This is a genomic window from Hymenobacter roseosalivarius DSM 11622 (assembly GCF_900176135.1).
GTDB classification, from domain to species: domain Bacteria; phylum Bacteroidota; class Bacteroidia; order Cytophagales; family Hymenobacteraceae; genus Hymenobacter; species Hymenobacter roseosalivarius.
Genome location: NZ_FWWW01000068.1, coordinates 51,962 through 70,892, shown reverse-complemented (window position 1 = coordinate 70,892; position 18,931 = coordinate 51,962). Strand labels below are relative to the sequence as shown.

The window sequence follows — 18,931 nt, the reverse complement described above, 5'->3', positions numbered from 1 at the left end:
GGCTACCTTTACCCCACCCGCGCATCCGGCCCCGTAGTTCAACGGATAGAACAAGGGTTTCCTAAACTTTAGATGTGAGTTCGATTCTCGCCGGGGCCACCAAGAGCCCGCTTCCTGATGCAGGAAGCGGGTTCTTATGTTTACCGTAACCATGCGGGGGGCAAATTTCAACGCTGATTCCCGTAAGCTGTGCCCGTTTCGGGTGCTGCCCAGCACCGTTACCACCTCCGCCCGCAAGTACCTACGCAACGGCGTTTTTCGGCTCCAGACCGTGTTTTCACTCCTTACGCTGCCGCAGTGGCAGCTGCGGCAGCTATATCGGATCCTTATCCGGCAGGATAAAGATAAGCTGTGAGGGTTGCTCGGAAATGGCACTGCTACGCTTTTAACGTGGAATTCCGGGGCTACCTTGAGCCAGAGCAGTTGTCAGACCCGTAAATAAGTTTTCTGCCGCCGGGGGCTTTTTAGTCGGCCAGCATGCCCTGGCTGACGGCGAACTTGATGAGGGCGGCGGTGTTTTTGGCCTGGGTTTTCTCGATGATGTTCTGGCGGTGGGTCTCGATGGTGCGCTTGCTGGTGAAGAGCTTGTCGGCAATCTCGGCGTTGGTCAGGCCCTCGGCAATGAGCGTGAGCACCTCCAGCTCCCGCTTCGATAAGCCACTGGCCGCTTTGGCAGTAGCGCTGCCGGGCGATTTCAGCGAGTGCAACTTTTGCAGCAGGGCCAGCCCAATTACGGTGCACAAGTACGGCTGCCCCGCCGCCACGGTATTGATGGCATATACCAGCTCGGCCCGGCTCGTGCTCTTGAGGGCATAGCCTGAAGCGCCCAAACCGATGGCCTGCACCACGTAGCGCTCATTATCCAGCATCGACAGCACCAGAATCCGCACCTCCGGGTGGCGCTCGCGCAGCAGCGGGATGGTAGTAAAGCCATCAGTGCCAGGCATATTCAGGTCGAGCACTACTACGTCGCAGGGCGTGGTTGCCAGGGTGTTCAGCAGTTCCTGACCGCTGCTGGCTTCCCCCACTACCTCCAGTCCGGGTTCTTCGCGGAGTAGGGAGCGGATGCCGTCGCGGATGATAGCGTGATCATCTATTAAAATGATGCGAATCATGATTAGTAGGTATGGTAGCTGAACAGGGAAAGGGTAACCGGAGGAAGGGGCTGATGTTTTAATTAGAGGTCCAGGTTTTCGCAGCAGACTTTCACAAGATAAAAGCTGCGATTTGAGCTATCATTTTCAGTTGCCAAAACCCATACTTACCACGAGCTAAACAACCAGTTTCAGCTTATCCGCTTGTTATAAGTACGTAATATATACGTATTATTCCGGACTGTTCTTTTCATACCGGTCGTCCAAATAAGTTTGTCCGTAGCTGGGTGATTTTCGGGTTCGTATCCCAGCGGATCAGGTTTTGCGACAAACCTTTGCTTTGTCAAGCGACTTTAATAAGCCTAAAAATCACCCGTAAACACAACGTTGAAGCCGAGTAGTGAGTAAGCAGCTACCTAGAGCGCTGGAAGCTGCCGGAACCCGTTGTCGCGGTGCTGTATGCCGGTATAGATGGTTGGAGTTGCTCCTTGTTTTGGAGCACGAACGCTGCATTTAACTAACTTATACTCATGCGTGTTCACAGCTCAAAGAACTGATTTTACCATAATTGGTGTTATTCCCGCACGGTTCCTCCTTTATTGGCCACCTCTACTCTTGCCTTATGATTCGACTAATTTTAGCCGACGACCATGCCATCATCCGTGATGGCATTCGCGCCCTGCTTACCGAGGATGCCGGGTTGGAAATCACGGCGGAGGCCGGCAATGGTCAGGAATTGCTTGATAAGCTGACACTTACCCCTTGCGACGTAGTGCTGATGGACGTGAATATGCCCGTTCTGGATGGCTTCGGAGCCATGCCACACCTGCGGCAGGATTTCCCGGAGGTGAAAGTACTCGTTCTTTCCATGCTCGATCACCCCAACTACGTGGCGCGCATGCTGAACGCGGGCGCTTCGGGGTATGTGCTCAAAAACGCCGACATAGCCGAAATTTCTCATGCCATCCGCATGGTGGCGGCCGGCCGGCAGTACCTAGGCACCGAGATAGGAATGAATCTGCTTCAGCAGATAACTGCGGGCAACTCGCTATCAGAGGCCACGACCCGCAAAACGAACGACTTATCGAAGCGGGAGCTGGAGGTGCTCACGCTCATTGCCGAGGGCCTGACCAACGCCGAGATTGCCGACAAGCTCTTCACCAGCAAGCGCACCATCGAGACCCACCGCCAGAACATCATCGAGAAAACCCAGGCCAAAAACACCGCCGCCCTCATCAAGTTCGCCGTCAGCGAAGGACTAATCGAATAAAGCGTACATAGAGCCCCGTAAAACAGGAGTGGCCGCCAGATATCTGGCGGCCGCTCCTGTTTTTGGTAGTCTGGTTGTTTTCATAGCGCAGAGAGGCTTCTATTAATAAACGTCTGCGGGAGCGAGGGATGGTACTGCTCCCCGCGCACGTTGGCACGTAGCGGGGGGCTTTTTGTGGTAGATGCATAAACGGGAATAAGCTCGGCGAGGCCACCGAATACATACCTATTTTAGTTGGTAGTAGTACGGATTTTTAGTTGGATAAACTACTAGCAACTGCTGAGCTCACTCTAATATGCATGACGACCTATATTTTATTCAATCATTTGATTATCAATTATCCATCATAACCCCGCTTAAAAAAGCCCCCCAGCCGCGTTTTGCGCGGAGCTGTTAAGTAGGCTGAAAAGGTGGGCAACTCAGAGGGGCAGAATTACGCATGCAGGGTGCGTTCCATCTACTCTCTCCTACTCTTTCCTATATGCCCACCAAAAAGAAGAATTCCGCGCCCAAACAGGACCCGCTAAAGGGCCACAGAGACACCTGCCCCACACCCAAAGGCATGCTGCTAGCCGTTGGAGGGCACGAAAACAAAGGGGAAACCCCCGAAAGAGGCTCCAATCAAGACAAAAACCGGAATTTTGCGCCAGAAGCTATCCTCCGACGCTTCTGTGAGGAGCTAAAAGGCAATGATCCGCTGGTGTTGGTGCTGCCCATCGCTTCTACTGAGCCGAAGGAAGCGGCAGAAGATTACCTCGAAGTATTTCCCCGTTTGGGCATCAAGCGGGTTCAAGTCTTGGATGTGCGTGAGCGAGAGGATGCTAGTAGTGAGGCTACTCTCGACTTGATTAATGAAGCCACTGGCTTTTATTTTACCGGTGGCGACCAGTTGCGCCTTACGGGCCTGCTTGGGGGCACCAAGATGCTGATACGCCTAAAGGAGCGCTATACGTATGATGAAATTCTTATCGGTGGCACTAGCGCCGGCGCGTCAGCCTTATCCACCCCAATGATTTATCAGGGCCTCAACGATGCCGGCTTCCGCAAAGGTGAAATATCCATTACCACCGGGCTACAGTTTATGCACGATGTAGCCATTGACACCCACTTCATTGCGCGGGGCCGCATCGCCCGCATGGCGCAGATTATTGCTACCAATCCAAGTTGCCTAGGGTTGGGCCTAGAAGAAGATACAGCCATACTGGTGCGGAATGGCTATGATGTGGAGGTAATTGGCAGTGGTTTGGTTACCATTCTGGAAGCGGATGAATGCACCAGAAACAATATTTACGAGATCAACCCCGATACGCCCTTCACCATCCGCGACCTGCGCCTGCATTTTCTGAGTGCTGGAGAAAACTACCAGTTACCCATTCCACCGGAGTTGCATTTATAGCCCGCTAACACGCGGCTATTTGGCAATTGTTTTTGGAGACGTACCCTTCCTGAACTCGACCTAGTAGCTTGGCGTACAACATGAACACTGTATTCCACGCCCACTCTCTACTATGAAACAAACTTCTGCCGCTACCCAACCCTCGTGGTTTGGCACCATCGCCCCCACCCCCGAGTTTCCTTCGCTCACCCAGGACCTGACCGCCGATGTGGTAGTAGTGGGCGCGGGCATTGCCGGCCTTACTACCGCTTACCTGTTGCTGCGCGAGGGCAAGAAAGTAATCGTGCTGGAAAGCGGGCAGCTAGCCAGCGGCGAATCGGGCCGCACCACGGCCCACCTCTCCAACGCCCTCGATGACCGCTACACCCGGCTGGAGCAGTTGTTTGGGGAGAAAGGAGCCCGGCTGGCCGCCGAAAGTCACGGCACCGCCATCGACCGGATTGAGCAGATTGTGCGGGAAGAAAAGATCGACTGTGACTTCACACGCCTCAACGGCTATCTGTTTCTGCCCGAAGACGGCAACCCCAGCGAGCTGGACAAAGAGTTGAAAGCCGCCCACCGCGCCGGCCTTACCGGCGTCGAGCGCCTTTCTGACTCGCCCACCCAGGGCTTTCGTACCGGCGAGTGCCTCGTGTTTCCTAATCAAGGGCAGTTTCACATTCTCAAATACCTCTATGGCCTGGCCGAAGCTATTGGCCGTTTTAAAGGCTCTGGGGGGCAAATTTTCACCAATACCCACGTAGCTGAGGTGCAGAGCGGCTCCGAGGCCAGCGTGACAACAGCCGACGGCCATACGGTGCGCGCCAAAGCCGTGGTGATGGCGACTAATACGCCCGTAAACGACCGGGTGGTGATGCACACCAAGCAGTCATCTTACCGCACCTACGCCATTGCGGCGCGCATTCCGAAGGGATCTGTAACACAGGCTTTATACTGGGATACGCCCGACCCTTACCACTACATCCGCTTGCAGGAGGTAACCGAAGGCCCCAGCGGCGGCACTCCGCGCTACGACCTGCTGCTGGTGGGTGGCGAAGACCATAAAGTAGGCCAGGGCGACCCCGAGCTCAGCCTGCAGCGCCTCGAAGACTGGACCCGCCAGCGGTTCCCCATGGTGCAGCAGATCGACTACGCTTGGTCGGGGCAGGTGCAGGAGCCCAGCGACAGCCTGGGCTACGCCGGCCGCAACCCCCTAGATAAGGACAACGTGTACATTATCACCGGCGACTCGGGTCACGGCATGACCCACAGCACGCTGGGGGGCATTTTGGTCACCGATCTTATCCAAGGCCGCTTCAACCCGTGGGCCGACCTCTACGACCCCGGCCGCGTGACCCTGCGGCCAGCCTCGGCTTATGAGTTTGTCAAAGAAAACCTGAACGTAGTCACTGAGTACACCGAGCTACTCACCGGCGGCGACGTATCGAGCATCGACGAAATTGAGCCTGGCTCCGGGGCCGTACTGCGGCGCGGCCTCACGAAAGTAGCCGTGTACCGCGACCCCAAAGGCCAAACGCATGAGTGTTCCGCCATCTGCCCGCATCTGGGTTGCGTGGTGCATTGGAATGGCCTGGAAAGCAGCTGGGATTGTCCCTGCCACGGCTCCCGGTTTGATGCGCTGGGCAAGCTGCTTATTGGTCCGGCCAATCAGGACCTGGCTTCCACTTGAGGCTAGCGGTAGTACAAAGCGTGGCGCAGGAATGCTGCCACGCTTTTTCTACTTTCAAATCAGACATAACCATACTTACCAAGCGTTATAAATACCTAGAACTTGGTATAGATAACTACACTGAAAATCAGTATATTGGCTGAACATAAAGTTAATTGCTACTCTTAATTTTGTAAGAATACGCAGCTGTCCCCGCTGATCGTGTGTCATTGGCCAACAGCCTCCTTGGCTCAAAGCTCTTTCTTTCTCCGCCCCGTGCAATTCTCCCCCCTCAGTGGCCACGGGAAGATGCATTAACCTAAGCTGGCGGACTATATTAGGTAAGTAAGTGGTGTCACACTAACTAGTCTGGCTCCTTTCGCTCCCAGTTGCCGCATCGTGTTGTGGCCCTTCCCTGCTCCCTGCCTACCGTGGACGACGTGCCACGACCTGAAAACGAATGATTCTGTTTACTCCTTATGGAGATTCATCGCGAGATCCTACCCGAAAGCTACCTGCTTATTTTAGCGGAAGACCACACCCATCCCGAGGAATACGGATTAGCCAGAGCCTTGCAACAAGCTGCTCGTAGCGGCAAGCCCAGCATTTGGGTCGATTGTAGTTCGTTGCGGCATATTTCTGGTCGCGCGCTGGCTTTGCTGACCAGCTATTGCCAGCGCCTACGCCGGCGCAACACCCAACTCGTGCTCTGCCACCTCGCCGAAGAAGTGCAGGACAGTTTAAAAGATACACCGGAGGCAGCTTGTCCTCCCATTGTTCCTACGTTGCTCGATGCGGAGCTGTATTGTCACGCCGCTCACCAATCCACCAGCCCATCGCCTTCCACCACCACCGCTGGCTGGGGTGTTGCTCTGTCATAGAGTGTGAGCGTGTGCCGTAGATGATACGGTATTGCCATAGTTGGATACTATTCTTGAGGTCCCCAGTGAGTTGTTATGCAAAACTCACTGGGGGGCTTTTTTTATGGTAGCTCGGAAGCCCTGCCGTTCACAACTCACTGCCGGGTTCCTCGTACTTTGGGCCCATGAACTCCGCGCCCCTCTCCGGCCTGTATGGCCCCTCGCTCAGCCTGCTCACCGATCTGTATCAGCTCACGATGGCCTACGGCTACTGGAAGCAGGGCAAGCAAAACCAGGAAGCTGTTTTTCACCTGTACTTTCGCAAACCGCCTTTCAATGGTGGCTACGCCGTAGCCGCGGGCCTTGCTTACGCCATCGATTGGATCGAGAGTTTTCATTTCTCGGAGGATGACTTAACCTACCTGGGCAGTCTGCGCGGCACCCGCGACACTGCTTTGTTTGAGCCGGCTTTCTTGGAATATCTACGCACCCTGCGCCTCACCTGCGATGTGGATGCCATTCCAGAGGGTACGGTAGTGTTTGCCAACGAGCCGCTGCTGCGCATAAAAGGCCCCCTGCTGCAAGCACAGTTGCTGGAAACGGCTTTGCTGACGCTAATCAACTTCCAAACCCTGATTGCCACCAAAGCCGCCCGCATCCGCGAGGCCGCTGGCTCTGACCAGGTATTTGAGTTTGGCCTGCGCCGGGCTCAGGGCTTCGATGGGGGTCTGAGCGCCAGCTGGGCCGCGTACTTGGGCGGGGTCGATGGCACATCCAATCTAATGGCTGGCCAACGCTTTGGTATTCCGGTGCGTGGCACCCACGCCCACAGCTGGGTACAGTCGTTTGGGGAGGAGGAGCAAGCCTTCGCCGCCTACGGCGACGCTTTTCCCGACGATTCTGTCTTTCTGGTTGATACTTATGACACGCTGGAAGGCGTGCGCCACGCTATCAGTGTGGCCCGGCAGATGCGGGCCAACGGCTATGAGCTGGGGGGCATTCGCCTTGATTCCGGCGACCTGGCCTACCTCAGCCGCGAGGCCCGCGCCCTGCTCAACGAAGCTGGCTTCCAGAAAACCCGCATCGTGGCCAGCAACGACCTCGACGAGCACCTTATCACCAGTCTCAAGCAGCAAGGCGCCCGCATCGATACCTGGGGCATTGGCACTAAGCTCGTCACGGCCCACGATCAGCCGGCGCTGGGGGGCGTTTATAAGCTCGCCGCCCTGCGCCCATCCGCCGATAGCGACTGGGACTACACGATTAAGCTTTCCGAGCAGCTCGCCAAAACCAGCATTCCCGGCATCCTGCAGGTGCGTCGCTACGAAACCGAAAAGGGCCAGCCCCGCGCCGATATGCTCTACAACACGGCCGAGCCCCTGCCCGAGCAGCTCACCATCGTGGACCCGCTGGACCCCACGCGCCGCCGCCCCATCCGCTCCACCCAGTTCCGGGAGCTGCTGGAGCCGGTTTTTCGAGCCGGCAAGCTGGTAGCCGAGTTGCCAACGCTGGAAGAAAGCCGCACCAAAGCCCAACAGGAAGTAGCCGCCCTCGACCCCAGCATTCGGCGCTTCCTCAACCCGCATGTGTACCCGGTGGGGCTGGAAGAGAGCCTGAACAACTTCCGCATGCAGCTGATTCTGGAGAAGCGGGCGGTGCGGCCAGCGTAAGCTTATTAGCTCGACCAGCCAGCTTCGTTTTTTTCTGTCTCAAAGCAGAGCTTGGTACGGTGTGGATACGCTACTTTCCCGGTTTTCCAGGTATAGGCTTGTTCACATAGGTAGGTTAAGCTGTTGAACTCACACCGCACAGGCCATTTTCCGGTTGCAGCAGTATTTCTTTGTAGAACTGCCGTCCAGTGGGGAGTATGCTGCATCTATCATAGCTCCAACCCGCAGCTAAGCAGCAACGGAACCAGATTTTGACGCAGCGAAGCGGCCACAGTTGTCGGAATCCTTATAGTCACTATTGACGCGCGAAGCCGTGCATTTAGCACCACAGGCTAGTACATTCCGGATATAATGACAAACTAAGCGCATCAAAAAAGCTCGTTTGTTCTGAGTGCTCACAGAAGCACAATTGATACAATAAATACGAGCGGTGTTCAAAAAAGCACCTCTGGATGCCGTAAATCAGGCAGGGTTCCGCCTGTTTATTCACCTTAGCTTCATGTTGCCCTAGTTTCTTTGTGTCTTTAATACACGAAACAAGCTATGCAGCGTCTGCATTTTTCCGCGATTTTGCCCTCCAGATTCGGGTCGAAGCTGGCACTTTCGCTGCCCCCCTGCTTCACAAGTAAAGCTGACCGCGAAGCATGAACGAGTACAAGCTAGGCAACTCCGCTTACTTAAGGAGTTTTGTCGTCTGGCGCCACCCACTGTCGGAATACCAACGCGCCAATCAACAGCTAGACAGGCTAATATACCGTTTGGCGCAGGCCCCCAACGCACCACCAGGGGAAGTCTCTACGCTCAGCCCACTCTCCCAACCACTATTGGCTAGGACTACTAAAACGCCCGTCGGGTTACTTAAAATACATATGAAAAGAATATTGATGCTCATGAGCTGGTGCACCTTGTACTACTGTGCGGGCTGCTCGGAAGCAAAAGAGGCAAAGGAAGAGCAGATCAAGCTTTTGGTTACCAGTCCATTGGCTAAAGACACAACGATAACTAAAGAATATGTAGCCCAGATCCATTCCGTACAACACATTGAGCTACGGGCTTTAGAAAAAGGCTACCTGCAAAAGATTTATGTAGACGAGGGCCAATTCGTGAAAGAAGGGCAGCTCATGTTTCAGATTATGCCCCTGATCTACCAGGCTGAGCTGAAAAAGTCGCAGGCAGAAGCTAATTACGTGGGTCTGGAATACCAGAACACCAAGAAATTGGCTGATACCAATATTGTATCAAAAAATGAACTGGCGCTAGCTCAGGCCAAATTCGACAAGGCCAAAGCGGAAGTAGCCTTAGCCCAGACGCATCTGCAATTCACTACCATCAAAGCCCCTTTTAGTGGTTACATGGACCACTTCCAGGGCCGGCTGGGGAGTTTGGTTGATGAGGGGGATTTGCTGACGACCTTGTCTGACAACAGCAAAATATGGGTCTACTATAACGTACCGGAAGCGGAGTACCTGAATTATAAGCAGCATGCCAAAGCCAGCGACAAGGCCGAGAAAGTGAAGTTGCGGATGGCCAACAATGAGGTGTTTCAGCAGCCCGGCCTGGTGCAGACCATTGAAGCTGACTTCAATAACGAGACCGGCAACATCGCCTTCCGGGCCACTTTCCCTAATCCTGAGGGGCTCTTGCGCAACGGCGAAACCGGCAGCGTCCTCATGACGGTGCCGCTTAATAATGCCTTGCTGATCCCGCAGAAAGCCACGTTCGAGAACCTGGAAAAGAAATACGTTTTCGTGGTCGATAAAAGTAACGTGGTGCACCAGCAGGAGGTCACTATCGGGTCTGAAATGCCGGACCTGTACGTCATCAAGAGCGGCTTAGCTGCCAACGATAAGATTCTGCTGGAAGGCCTGCGGAAAGTGAAGGATGGCGACAAAATCAGCTTCGACTACAAAGACCCGAAGGCCGTCATCGCTCACCTGAAAGTGTACAGCGAGTAGGACTTAGAAGGTAAACGACTGCAAGACCGTCATGCAGAGCGCAGCGAAGTATCTCGCGTGTTTAGTGGGATTACTAATCAAACGAAGCGAGCGAGATGCTTTGCTGCGCTCTGCATGACGGCCTTTTCCGTCCCCTTTCTATAAATAACCAGTCAGAATATGTTTAGTAAATTCATTCGTAGGCCAGTATTTGCCATTGTTATTTCCATTGTCATCCTGCTCATGGGCGGGCTGGCCATCATGCAGCTGCCCACCTCGCAGTTTCCCGAGATTTCGCCCCCCCTGGTTATGGTCAGCGCGTCGTACCCCGGCGCTAGTGCCAAGGTGCTCACCGAGTCGGTGCTCATTCCCCTGGAGCAGGCCGTGAACGGCGTGCCGGGCATGAAATACATGACCTCCGACGCTGTGAGCGCCGGCGAAGCCAACATCCAGATTGTCTTCAATCTGGGTACCAACCCCGACCAGGCCGTGGTGAACGTGAACACCCGCATTGCGCAGGTGCTGAACCGCCTGCCCCTACTGGTGCAGCGCGAGGGCGTGATTGTGAACCGCGTGGTGCCCAACATGCTGATGTACGTGAACTTGTACAGCAAGGACAAGAACACCGACATGAAGTACCTGTTCAACTTCGCCGGGGTGAACATGCTGCCCGAGCTGCAGCGCCTAAACGGCATTGGCCGCGCCAGCATCCTGGGCAGCCGGCAGTACGCCATGCGCGTCTGGCTGAAGCCCGACCGGATGCGAGCCTATAACATCTCAGTCGATGACGTGATGAAGGCGCTGGACGAGCAGAGCGTTATCGGCTCGCCGGGCCGCATCGGGCGTAGCGACGGCAAGCAGACGCAGGCGCTGGAGTATGTACTAAGCTACCAAGGCCGCTTCAATGACGTGGAGCAGTACAAGAACGTCATTCTCAAGGCCAACGCCAACGGCGAAAGCCTGCACCTGCGCGACGTGGCCAACGTGGAGCTGGGCAGCGAGTACTACGACATCTACTCCAACCTGAACCAGTACCCTTCGGCGGCCATCGTGCTGAAGCAGACCTACGGCTCGAACGCCAGCGACGTCATTAAGGAAGTGAAGGCCAAGCTGGAAGAGCTGAAGAAAATCAGCTTCCCGCCCGGCATGGACTACAAAATCACCTACGACGTGTCGAACTTCCTCGACGCCTCGATTGAGAACGTGATTCACACCCTGCGCGACGCCTTTATACTGGTGGCCTTAGTGGTGTTCCTGTTTCTGGGCGACTGGCGCTCGACGCTGATTCCCGCGCTGGCCGTGCCGGTGTCGCTGGTGGGTTCGTTCATGGCCATGCAGGCCTTTGGGCTGACCATCAACATGATTACGCTGTTTGCACTGGTGCTCTCCATTGGTATTGTGGTCGATAACGCCATTGTGGTGATTGAGGCCGTGCACGCCAAGATGGAAGAGGAACACCTCTCGCCCTACAACGCGGTGCGCAAGGTGGTGGGCGAAATCAGCGGGGCAATTATCGCCATCACCATCATGATGACGGCAGTGTTCATCCCCGTTTCGTTCATGAGTGGCCCGGTGGGCATTTTCTACCGCCAGTTCTCCATTACCATGGCCACGGCCATTGTGATTTCCGGCATCGTGGCCCTCACGCTGACGCCGGTGCTCTGCGCCATGATTCTGAAGAACCACCACGGCCGGCCCAAGAAGAAAACGCCCATACAGCGCTTCTTTGACTGGTTCAACCGCGGGTTTGAGAAGCTGACCAATGCCTACACCGGCCTGCTGGAGCGTATTGTGGCTAACCGGATTATCACCTTCGCCATGCTCATCGCCTTTGGACTGGGCATCTGGGCCATCACGGCCAAGCTACCGGCCGGCTTTATTCCGAGCGAAGACCAAGGCCTGATCTACGCCATCGTGCAGACGCCACCCGGTACCACGCTCGAGCAGACAAATGCTGTATCACAGCGCCTCGCCAGTCTGGCCAAGGACGTGCCCGGCATCGCCAACATTTCGACTTTGGCGGGCTACGAGGTGCTCACTGAAGGCCGCGGCTCCAACGCCGGCACTTGTTTGATTGACTTGAAGCCGTGGTCAGAGCGCAAAGAATCCATTGCTGACATTATTGGCAACCTGGAGAAAAAAGCACACGAAATTCCCGGCGCGACCATCGAATTCTTTGAGCCGCCGGCAGTACCGGGCTACGGCGCGGCGGGCGGCTTCCAGCTGCAATTGCTAGACAAGACCAACTCCGGCGATTATAAAGCGCTGGAAAAGGTAAACGAGGAATTCATGGCCAAGCTGAAAAAGCGCAAGGAGCTGGCGGGCCTGTTTACCTTCTTCTCGGCTAACTATCCGCAGTACGAGCTCAAGATTGACAACGAGCTGGCCATGCAGAAAGGCGTGAGCATCGGCAACGCCATGAACACGCTCTCCATTATGGTGGGCTCTACCTACGAGCTGGGCTTCATCAAATATCAGCGCTTCTTCAAGGTGTTCGTGCAGGCCTCGCCGGAGTACCGGAAGCTGCCCGAAGACATCCTGAACATGTGGGCCAAAAACGACAAGGGCGAAATGGTGCCGTTCTCGGCCTTCATGAAAATCGTGAAGACGCAGGGCGCCAACGAAATCAACCGCTACAACATGTACACTACCGCCTCTATCCGTGGGGGTGCCGCCGAGGGCTTCAGCAGCGGCGAGGCCATCAAAGCCGTGCAGGAAGTAGCGAAAGACCTGCCCCACGGCTACGACATTGACTGGGGCGGCCTGTCGAAGGATGAGGTGGGCCGCGGCAATGAATCGACCGTTATTTTCCTGGTGGTGCTGGTGTTCGTTTACCTGGTACTCGCCGCGCAGTACGAAAGCTTTCTGCTGCCCTTGGCGGTGATATTCTCCCTGGTAGCCGGAGTGTTCGGGTCGTTTCTGTTCATCAAAATCTTTGGCTTGGCCAACGACATTTATGCGCAGGTAGGCCTCGTGATGCTGGTAGGTTTGCTGGGTAAGAACGCCGTACTGATCGTCGAATTTGCGGCCTCAAAACACGAAGAAGGCATGTCGGTGCGCGACGCGGCCATTGAAGGGGCCAGGGTACGTTTCCGCCCCATTCTGATGACCTCCTTTGCTTTCATCGCCGGCCTTATCCCGCTGGTGGTAGCCACGGGTGCCGGCGCTATTGGCAACCGCACCATCGGCAGCTCCGCCCTGGGCGGCATGCTGTTCGGCACCGTGTTCGGGGTAATTATTATCCCCGGCTTGTATTACTTCTTCGGCACCCTAGCTGGCAAGAGCAAGCTGATTCGGGACGAAAATGAATATCCGATGCTGGAGGGCATTGAGCCTCGCGTATTAATTGAAGAAACAGAGCCTTATGCTTAAGAGACGCATTTATCAATGCCTTAGCGCCGCCGGCCTGGCGTTAGCCATTGCCGCTTGTAAAACGCCGGAGCTAGTGGTGAAGAATGAAAGCCGCAGGGTTCCGACCAGCTACAACAATACAGTTCAGGATAGCACCAGTACGGCTAGAGTTCGGTGGCAGGAGTTTTTTACCGACCCAAACCTGAAAGCCCTGATTGACACGGCGCTGCAAAACAATCAGGAGTTGAACATTACGTTGCAGGAGATTGAAATTTCCCGCAATGAGATTCGAGCCCGCCAAGGAGAATACCTGCCATTTGTGGGCTTAGGTGCCAAGGCTGGAGTTGACAAGGTGGGGCGGTACACGCTGCAGGGAGCAACGGAAGAGAGCGTCGATATCAAGCCGGAAAGACGGACGCCCGATCCGTTGACCGATTTTCAGGTGGGAGCCTTTGCTACCTGGGAAGTGGACATCTGGCATAAGTTGCGCAACGCGAAGAAAGCGGCGGTGAGTCGGTATCTGGCTTCTGTCGAAGGGCGGAACTTTATGGTGACAAACCTGATTGCCGAAATTGCCAATTCGTATTACGAGCTGCTAGCTCTTGACAATCAGTTGGCCATCGTCAAGCAGAATATTGAGATTCAAAGCAATGCCCTGGAGATAGTACGCCTGCAGAAAGAAGCGGCCCGGGTGACCGAGCTGGCCGTACGGCGCTTTGAAGCGCAGGTGCATAATACCCGCAGCATTCAGTACACCCTCCAGCAGCGCATCACCGAAACGGAGAACCGGCTCAACTTTCTGGTGGGCCGATACCCCCGGCCTATTACCCGCAACGATGAGGCGTTCAACGATGCAGTACCCCAAGCCATTCGAGCGGGGGTTCCCTCCCAGTTGCTGAGCAACCGGCCGGATGTCCGGCAGGCAGAACAGAATCTGGTGGCGGCTAAACTGGATGTGCAGGTGGCAAGAGCCAACTTTTACCCTTCGCTAGGCATCTCTGGGGCCGTCGGTTTGGCGGCTTTCCGACCCGGCTTGTTGATTACCACCCCCGAATCCATGCTCTTTTCGCTGGCTGGCGACGTAGCCGCCCCGCTAATCAACAGAAATGGGATAAAGGCTGTGTATTTGAATGCCAACGCCCAGCAGACCCAGGCAGTCTACAATTACGAACGGACTTTGCTAAACGCGTACATTGAAGTAGCCAATCAGCTATCCAACATCAGTAACCTGGAAAAGGGGTACGATGAGAAAGCGAAGCAAGTACAGGCTCTCAACGAGTCAAGCACGATTTCCAACAGCCTCTTCCGCTCAGCAAGGGCTGACTACTCGGAAGTACTCTTTACCCAACGGGAGGCCCTGGAATCAAAGTTTGATCTCATCGAAACCAGAATGCAGCAATTGAATGCCAAGGTAAATATTTATCGGGCCTTAGGGGGCGGCTGGAATTAACAACGACAGGCTGTACGCGCTTGCCTGAGCTTTAAATACGTGGGTTAGGAAATATTGACTTGGCCAATGAATCCGCCTGTGTACTTGGAGGACTGGAAGAAAGCGGAATACCTTCCGCATGGAGCTGATTCTGGAGAAGCGGGCGGTGCGGCCGGCGCAGGTTACTCCGTCTCCTCTTCTTCCTCTATTTCCTCTCTAATCCACTTAGCGCCTACAAACTCGCGGGTAGCTACACGCCCCGTAGGCATGTTGAATAGCTCATTGATTGTTGGATCGTGTTTTACAACATCCTCCAAGCAGACAATCATGATGTCATCAGACGTTACTAATTCTCCTAATTCTCCCGTAAGGAACTGCCAAGCACCATCGTCATCATCATGAAAGACTCTAAGAATAGGCATGCTTTCTTCAAATATTTGACGAGCTACAAACGCAGTAGTGTTACGTGGTTCGAAAAATTTAAAATCCAGTTTTCGATCTAACATAGGTTGCGCGAACTCATATTGCTCGTCATAGTTTTCATTCCACGGATAGTTCTTGTCCCTATCTGGCCATATCAATTGAATAGCAGGAAAGTCTTTATAGTCATAAAACCATCGGCCATACCCGAAATAGTCTGCTATGTTTTCTTCTTCAACTTGGCGAAACTGAACAGGTACTGCTTCAAGAATATCGAAGTTGTCAACGGCAAGCTCTATTGTTTTACCACCTCTAATCCATTCACCTGCATCGTTTAAAATCAGATGTAGTGTCTTAGTAGGCAAGCCAAAGCATATTATTTCCGGCTGTTTAAAGTTTTCCCATAGTCCAATGGTATAAGCAAAAGCTGGAGTCGCAGTATTCGCTTCAATTGCTCCTACATGCCAGCCATATTCTTTTACATCGCGCTTGATTTGAGCTTCGGCTTGCCTGTCGTGTTCTTCGTGGCACATGTCGAGGATGAATTAAAAGCGGAATTACGCCAAAACTCTACACAACACCAGCCAAAGCGTATACCTCTTAGCCTGCTGCACGTTGGTACTTTTGTAGCACATCCACTGTTCTACAGTACCTCACCCGCCGCTGGCAGCTGCTGCCGCGGCTCAACTCTTGCTCCTATGCCTACCCTACAATTCAAAACCTCGATCAACTGCGCCAACTGCCTGCGCGCCGTCACGCCTTTTCTGGATGCGGAGCCCACCGTGCAGAAGTGGAACGTCGACACCAACAACCCCGACAAAATCCTGACCGTGGAAGGCGAAAACGTCATTCCCGAGCAGGTAATGAAAGCCGTGTCGCAGGCCGGCTTTGATATTGAGCCCAAGCAGGCCGCTTAGAAATTTGTTTTTCGTGTCATGCAGAGCGGTAGCGAAGCATCTCGCGTGCTGATGTAAGGTTAGTAATCAAATGGCGCGAGCGAGATGCTTCGCTACCGCTCTGTATGACATTCTATTGTCTTTTCACAAAATTCTGAACGGCTACCATCACAAAAAAGCCCCCCAACCGTCGTGGGGCTTTTTTATTACTCAGAATAGAAGCTTAATGGTTTTTAATAGACCAATTCACCCGCCGCTACTTTCAGCTTAATACCGGGCTCGGCGGTGATGCGGCCGGCTACCTGGGCCGCGTAGCCATCAGCTTGCAGCTGACTGACAACGGCAGCGGCCTGGGCCTCTTCGGTTACGAGGAGCATGCCGTTGCCCATGTTCCAGTACAGGTAGGCGTCGGCGGGAGAAATACCGGCCAGCTTGGTGAGCTTCTGCATGGCGGGCAGAGGCTCGAACAAATTATCCAGCTCGGCACCGACTCCGTTGTTTTTGAGCACCCGCTGGAAGTTATCGGCAATGCCACCGCCGGTAATATGCGCGATACCGTGCAGGGGTAGGCCAGCGTCGAGGAGGTGAGCAACAGCGGGCGCGTAAATGAGAGAAGGTGCTAGCAGTACTTCCCCCCAGGTATTGCCCAGCTCGGCAGCATCGGAGCCGGTGTAGGGTGCGGTGTGCCAGTTGTCGCCGTACAGGCTTTGCAGAGTGCGCCGGGCCAGGGAGAAGCCGTTGGAGCGGAAGCTGGGCGAGCGCAGCGCTACTACTGCGTGGCCGGCTTGGACGGTAACGCCACTCAGGGGGCTTTTTAATGATGGATGCAACGCGCCTACAGCCGTGGAGCACCAGTTGAAGTTCATGCGGGCCCCTGGCCAGCCACCGATGCGGTTGCCCAGCTCGGCAATTTCGCCCCCCGTCACGGCGATGCGGCTGAAGTTAGCCGCGTCGTGCAGGCCGCGCATCAGTTCGTCAATTACGTCGTAATCCAGGGTATTCACGTCAATGATGTTCGACAGATTACTGGGCACGAAGCCCCCGGCAATCAGGTCGTCGGCCACCATGGCAATCAGGTCGTAGCCCAGGGTATCAAACCGCCCCACGCGCTCGGCCACTTCTATCTTGGTACCGATACCATCGGAGCTGATGCCCAGCCGCTCCTGACCAAAGCAAATTTCATTGGAGAAGCCACCATCCAGATCCTGCGCCGGCTCGCCGGGCTGCCCGGCGCGGTTAGGGAAGGTTTTTTTGGCCCAGGCGTAGGCGTTGCGGGAACAGGCATTGCCGAGGTCGATGTCGTAGCCGGCGGGTTTAAAATTGGTGTCGTTCATGAGTGGACCCCACCCCCCGGCCCCCTCCCCTCTGGGAGAGGGGGAGTCAGACGATTAGGGCATAAGAGCTGGAAACTTAAAAACTAGAACTAAAGCCACTCTCCCGGAGGGGTGGGGTAACAGGATTAATGCTCCGTTGGTGCCGGAGCTTTGGCGCTTACTGAAGAGGCGGCCTGGTGACGGTCTTTCTTGCTGCGGTGGCTTTCGCGCTCCTCCTGGATGTGACGCAGGTACTTGGTGACGTCGCCGGTGGGGTAGCGGCCCGAGAAGCAGGCGAAGCAGCCGCCATGGCCGCGCTCCTCGGCAAACAGATCCTGCAAGTCATTCAAATCCTGATAGATAACCCGATCAGCTTCGATGTAGCGACAGATTTCTTCTTCCGTGTAGTTAGCAGCAATCAGGTCGGTGCTCATGGCCATGTCGATGCCATAGATGCAGGGGCTGATGATGGGCGGCGCGGAAGAGATGAAGTACACTTCGAGCGCTCCGGCCTCGCGCAGGATGCGCACAATGCGCCGCGAAGTGGTGCCGCGCACGATGCTGTCATCGACCACCGCCACTTTTTTGCCCTCCACAAACTCGCGGATGGGGTTGAGCTTTTTCTTCACCACGTCCTCACGGCCGGCCTGACTGCTTACGATGAAGCTACGGCCCATGTGGTTGTTTTTTACCAGTCCGCGCCGGTACGGCACGCCGATGGCCTCGGCCAAGCCAGAAGCGGCGAAGTATCCCGATGAGGGTACGTCAATCACCATATCGGGCTCCAGACCAGCCTCTATCACCTTGCGGGCCAGTATCTTACCCAGACGTACCCGCTCCCGCGCTACGAGGCGGCCGTGAATAACGGAGTCTTCGCGGGCAAAGTAGATGTGCTCAAACACGCAGAACGCTTTGGGCACATTGTACGGGTTCTTGTAATGAACTTTGAGGTCTTTATCAATAAACACGGCCTGCCCCGGCCCCACGTTTTTCACGAACTCAAAGCCCAGATAATCAAAGCAGGTGCTCTCAGAGGCGAAGGCGTACACCGGGCCGTCGGGCGTTTGGCGGCAGCCGAGTACCAGGGGACGGATACCGAGCGGGTCGTTGAAGGCCAGCAGGCCATGACCAGCAATAACGGTAATGGTGGCGTAAGCGCCTTTCACCAGCTCCTGCGTCGTCTCGACGGCATCAAAAATGTCGATGACCGAGAGGTGGTCGAGGTCTTTGATGCGTAGCTCCGAGGCGAAGGTGTACATGATCAGCTCCAGGTCGTTGCTGGTTTTGGGCAGCACATGGTACTTATCGTGCAGGCGTTGGGCTACTTCCCGGAAGTTGATCACGTTGCCGTTGTGCACCATACTCAGCCCGAATGGGTAGCTGGTGGTAAAGGGCTGGGCCAGCTCCGAATCGTTGGAGCCCTGGGTGGTGTAGCGCACATGGCCGATGCCGATGTTGCCCTTGAGCTTTTTTACATGCTTGGGCTTGAACACGTCGTTGACGAGTCCGTTGCCTTTGCAGAGGTGAAACGTGTCGTCGAAGGTGACAATGCCGGCCGCGTCCTGGCCCCGGTGCTGCAGGGCGGTCAGGCCAACTACAATGTCCGCAGCCACTGGCTCCGGACCGTAAAAACCAACTATTCCGCACATA

Annotated in this window: 14 protein-coding genes and 1 tRNA gene; 11 read left to right on the top strand and 4 right to left on the bottom strand. The window is 55.1% G+C overall.

Annotated elements, in window-relative coordinates; genetic code table 11:
• The first annotated feature begins 27 nt into the window (after positions 1 to 27).
• Together B9A24_RS10665 and B9A24_RS10660 are read left to right on the top strand one after the other, a co-directional pair.
• Positions 28 to 102, top strand: a tRNA-Arg gene (locus tag B9A24_RS10665).
• Between the two features lie 34 nt (positions 103 to 136).
• A complete protein-coding gene (locus B9A24_RS10660) occupies positions 137 to 355 on the top strand; it encodes a glycosyltransferase family protein (RefSeq protein ID WP_084445438.1) in 219 nt (72 codons plus the stop codon).
• Positions 356 to 464: 109 nt separating this feature from the next.
• Here the strand turns inward: B9A24_RS10660 and B9A24_RS10655 are convergent, their stop codons facing one another.
• On the bottom strand, positions 465 to 1,115 hold the full coding sequence (locus B9A24_RS10655) for a response regulator (protein WP_084445436.1): 651 nt from the start codon (positions 1,113 to 1,115) through the stop codon (positions 465 to 467).
• Positions 1,116 to 1,716: 601 nt separating this feature from the next.
• Between B9A24_RS10655 and B9A24_RS10650 the strand changes: the two genes are divergently transcribed.
• The 8 genes from B9A24_RS10650 to B9A24_RS10615 all read left to right on the top strand — a co-directional run bounded on the left by B9A24_RS10650 (position 1,717) and on the right by B9A24_RS10615 (position 14,673).
• Complete coding sequence (locus B9A24_RS10650; protein WP_084445434.1) at positions 1,717 to 2,364, top strand: response regulator transcription factor; 648 nt, start codon at positions 1,717 to 1,719, stop codon at positions 2,362 to 2,364.
• Positions 2,365 to 2,845: 481 nt separating this feature from the next.
• Entirely contained in the window at positions 2,846 to 3,760 is a 915-nt protein-coding gene (locus B9A24_RS10645) for a cyanophycinase (protein ID WP_084445431.1), read from the top strand.
• 112 nt (positions 3,761 to 3,872) lie between these two features.
• Positions 3,873 to 5,429: an FAD-dependent oxidoreductase gene (locus B9A24_RS10640; RefSeq protein WP_084445429.1), complete on the top strand. Its 1,557-nt coding sequence runs from the start codon at positions 3,873 to 3,875 to the stop codon at positions 5,427 to 5,429.
• Positions 5,430 to 5,887: 458 nt separating this feature from the next.
• Complete coding sequence (locus B9A24_RS10635; protein WP_084445427.1) at positions 5,888 to 6,289, top strand: STAS domain-containing protein; 402 nt, start codon at positions 5,888 to 5,890, stop codon at positions 6,287 to 6,289.
• Positions 6,290 to 6,453: 164 nt separating this feature from the next.
• Positions 6,454 to 7,938, top strand: coding sequence for a nicotinate phosphoribosyltransferase (locus tag B9A24_RS10630; RefSeq protein WP_084445425.1), 1,485 nt, complete (start codon positions 6,454 to 6,456; stop codon positions 7,936 to 7,938).
• A gap of 869 nt (positions 7,939 to 8,807) precedes the next feature.
• Positions 8,808 to 9,893 carry an efflux RND transporter periplasmic adaptor subunit gene (locus B9A24_RS10625; RefSeq protein ID WP_084445423.1) on the top strand — a complete coding sequence of 362 codons (1,086 nt, stop codon included), beginning with the start codon at positions 8,808 to 8,810 and terminating at the stop codon, positions 9,891 to 9,893.
• A gap of 159 nt (positions 9,894 to 10,052) precedes the next feature.
• A complete protein-coding gene (locus B9A24_RS10620) occupies positions 10,053 to 13,244 on the top strand; it encodes an efflux RND transporter permease subunit (protein ID WP_084445421.1) in 3,192 nt (1,063 codons plus the stop codon).
• Positions 13,237 to 14,673 carry a TolC family protein gene (locus B9A24_RS10615; protein ID WP_084445419.1) on the top strand — a complete coding sequence of 479 codons (1,437 nt, stop codon included), beginning with the start codon at positions 13,237 to 13,239 and terminating at the stop codon, positions 14,671 to 14,673. Before B9A24_RS10620 ends, B9A24_RS10615 begins: the two co-directional genes overlap by 8 nt.
• A gap of 161 nt (positions 14,674 to 14,834) precedes the next feature.
• Here B9A24_RS10615 and B9A24_RS10610 read toward each other — a convergent pair whose 3' ends face one another.
• Positions 14,835 to 15,605: a DUF4262 domain-containing protein gene (locus B9A24_RS10610; RefSeq protein WP_084445417.1), complete on the bottom strand. Its 771-nt coding sequence runs from the start codon at positions 15,603 to 15,605 to the stop codon at positions 14,835 to 14,837.
• Between the two features lie 165 nt (positions 15,606 to 15,770).
• On the opposite strand from B9A24_RS10610, the gene B9A24_RS10605 reads away from it, so the two are divergent.
• Positions 15,771 to 15,989 carry a heavy-metal-associated domain-containing protein gene (locus B9A24_RS10605; RefSeq protein WP_084445415.1) on the top strand — a complete coding sequence of 73 codons (219 nt, stop codon included), beginning with the start codon at positions 15,771 to 15,773 and terminating at the stop codon, positions 15,987 to 15,989.
• Positions 15,990 to 16,201: 212 nt separating this feature from the next.
• Here B9A24_RS10605 and B9A24_RS10600 read toward each other — a convergent pair whose 3' ends face one another.
• Together B9A24_RS10600 and purF are read right to left on the bottom strand one after the other, a co-directional pair.
• Positions 16,202 to 17,302, bottom strand: coding sequence for an AIR synthase-related protein (locus B9A24_RS10600; RefSeq protein ID WP_084445413.1), 1,101 nt, complete (start codon positions 17,300 to 17,302; stop codon positions 16,202 to 16,204).
• 125 nt (positions 17,303 to 17,427) lie between these two features.
• Entirely contained in the window at positions 17,428 to 18,930 is a 1,503-nt protein-coding gene (gene purF, locus B9A24_RS10595; RefSeq protein ID WP_084445411.1) for an amidophosphoribosyltransferase, read from the bottom strand.
• Position 18,931 lies beyond the last annotated feature (1 nt).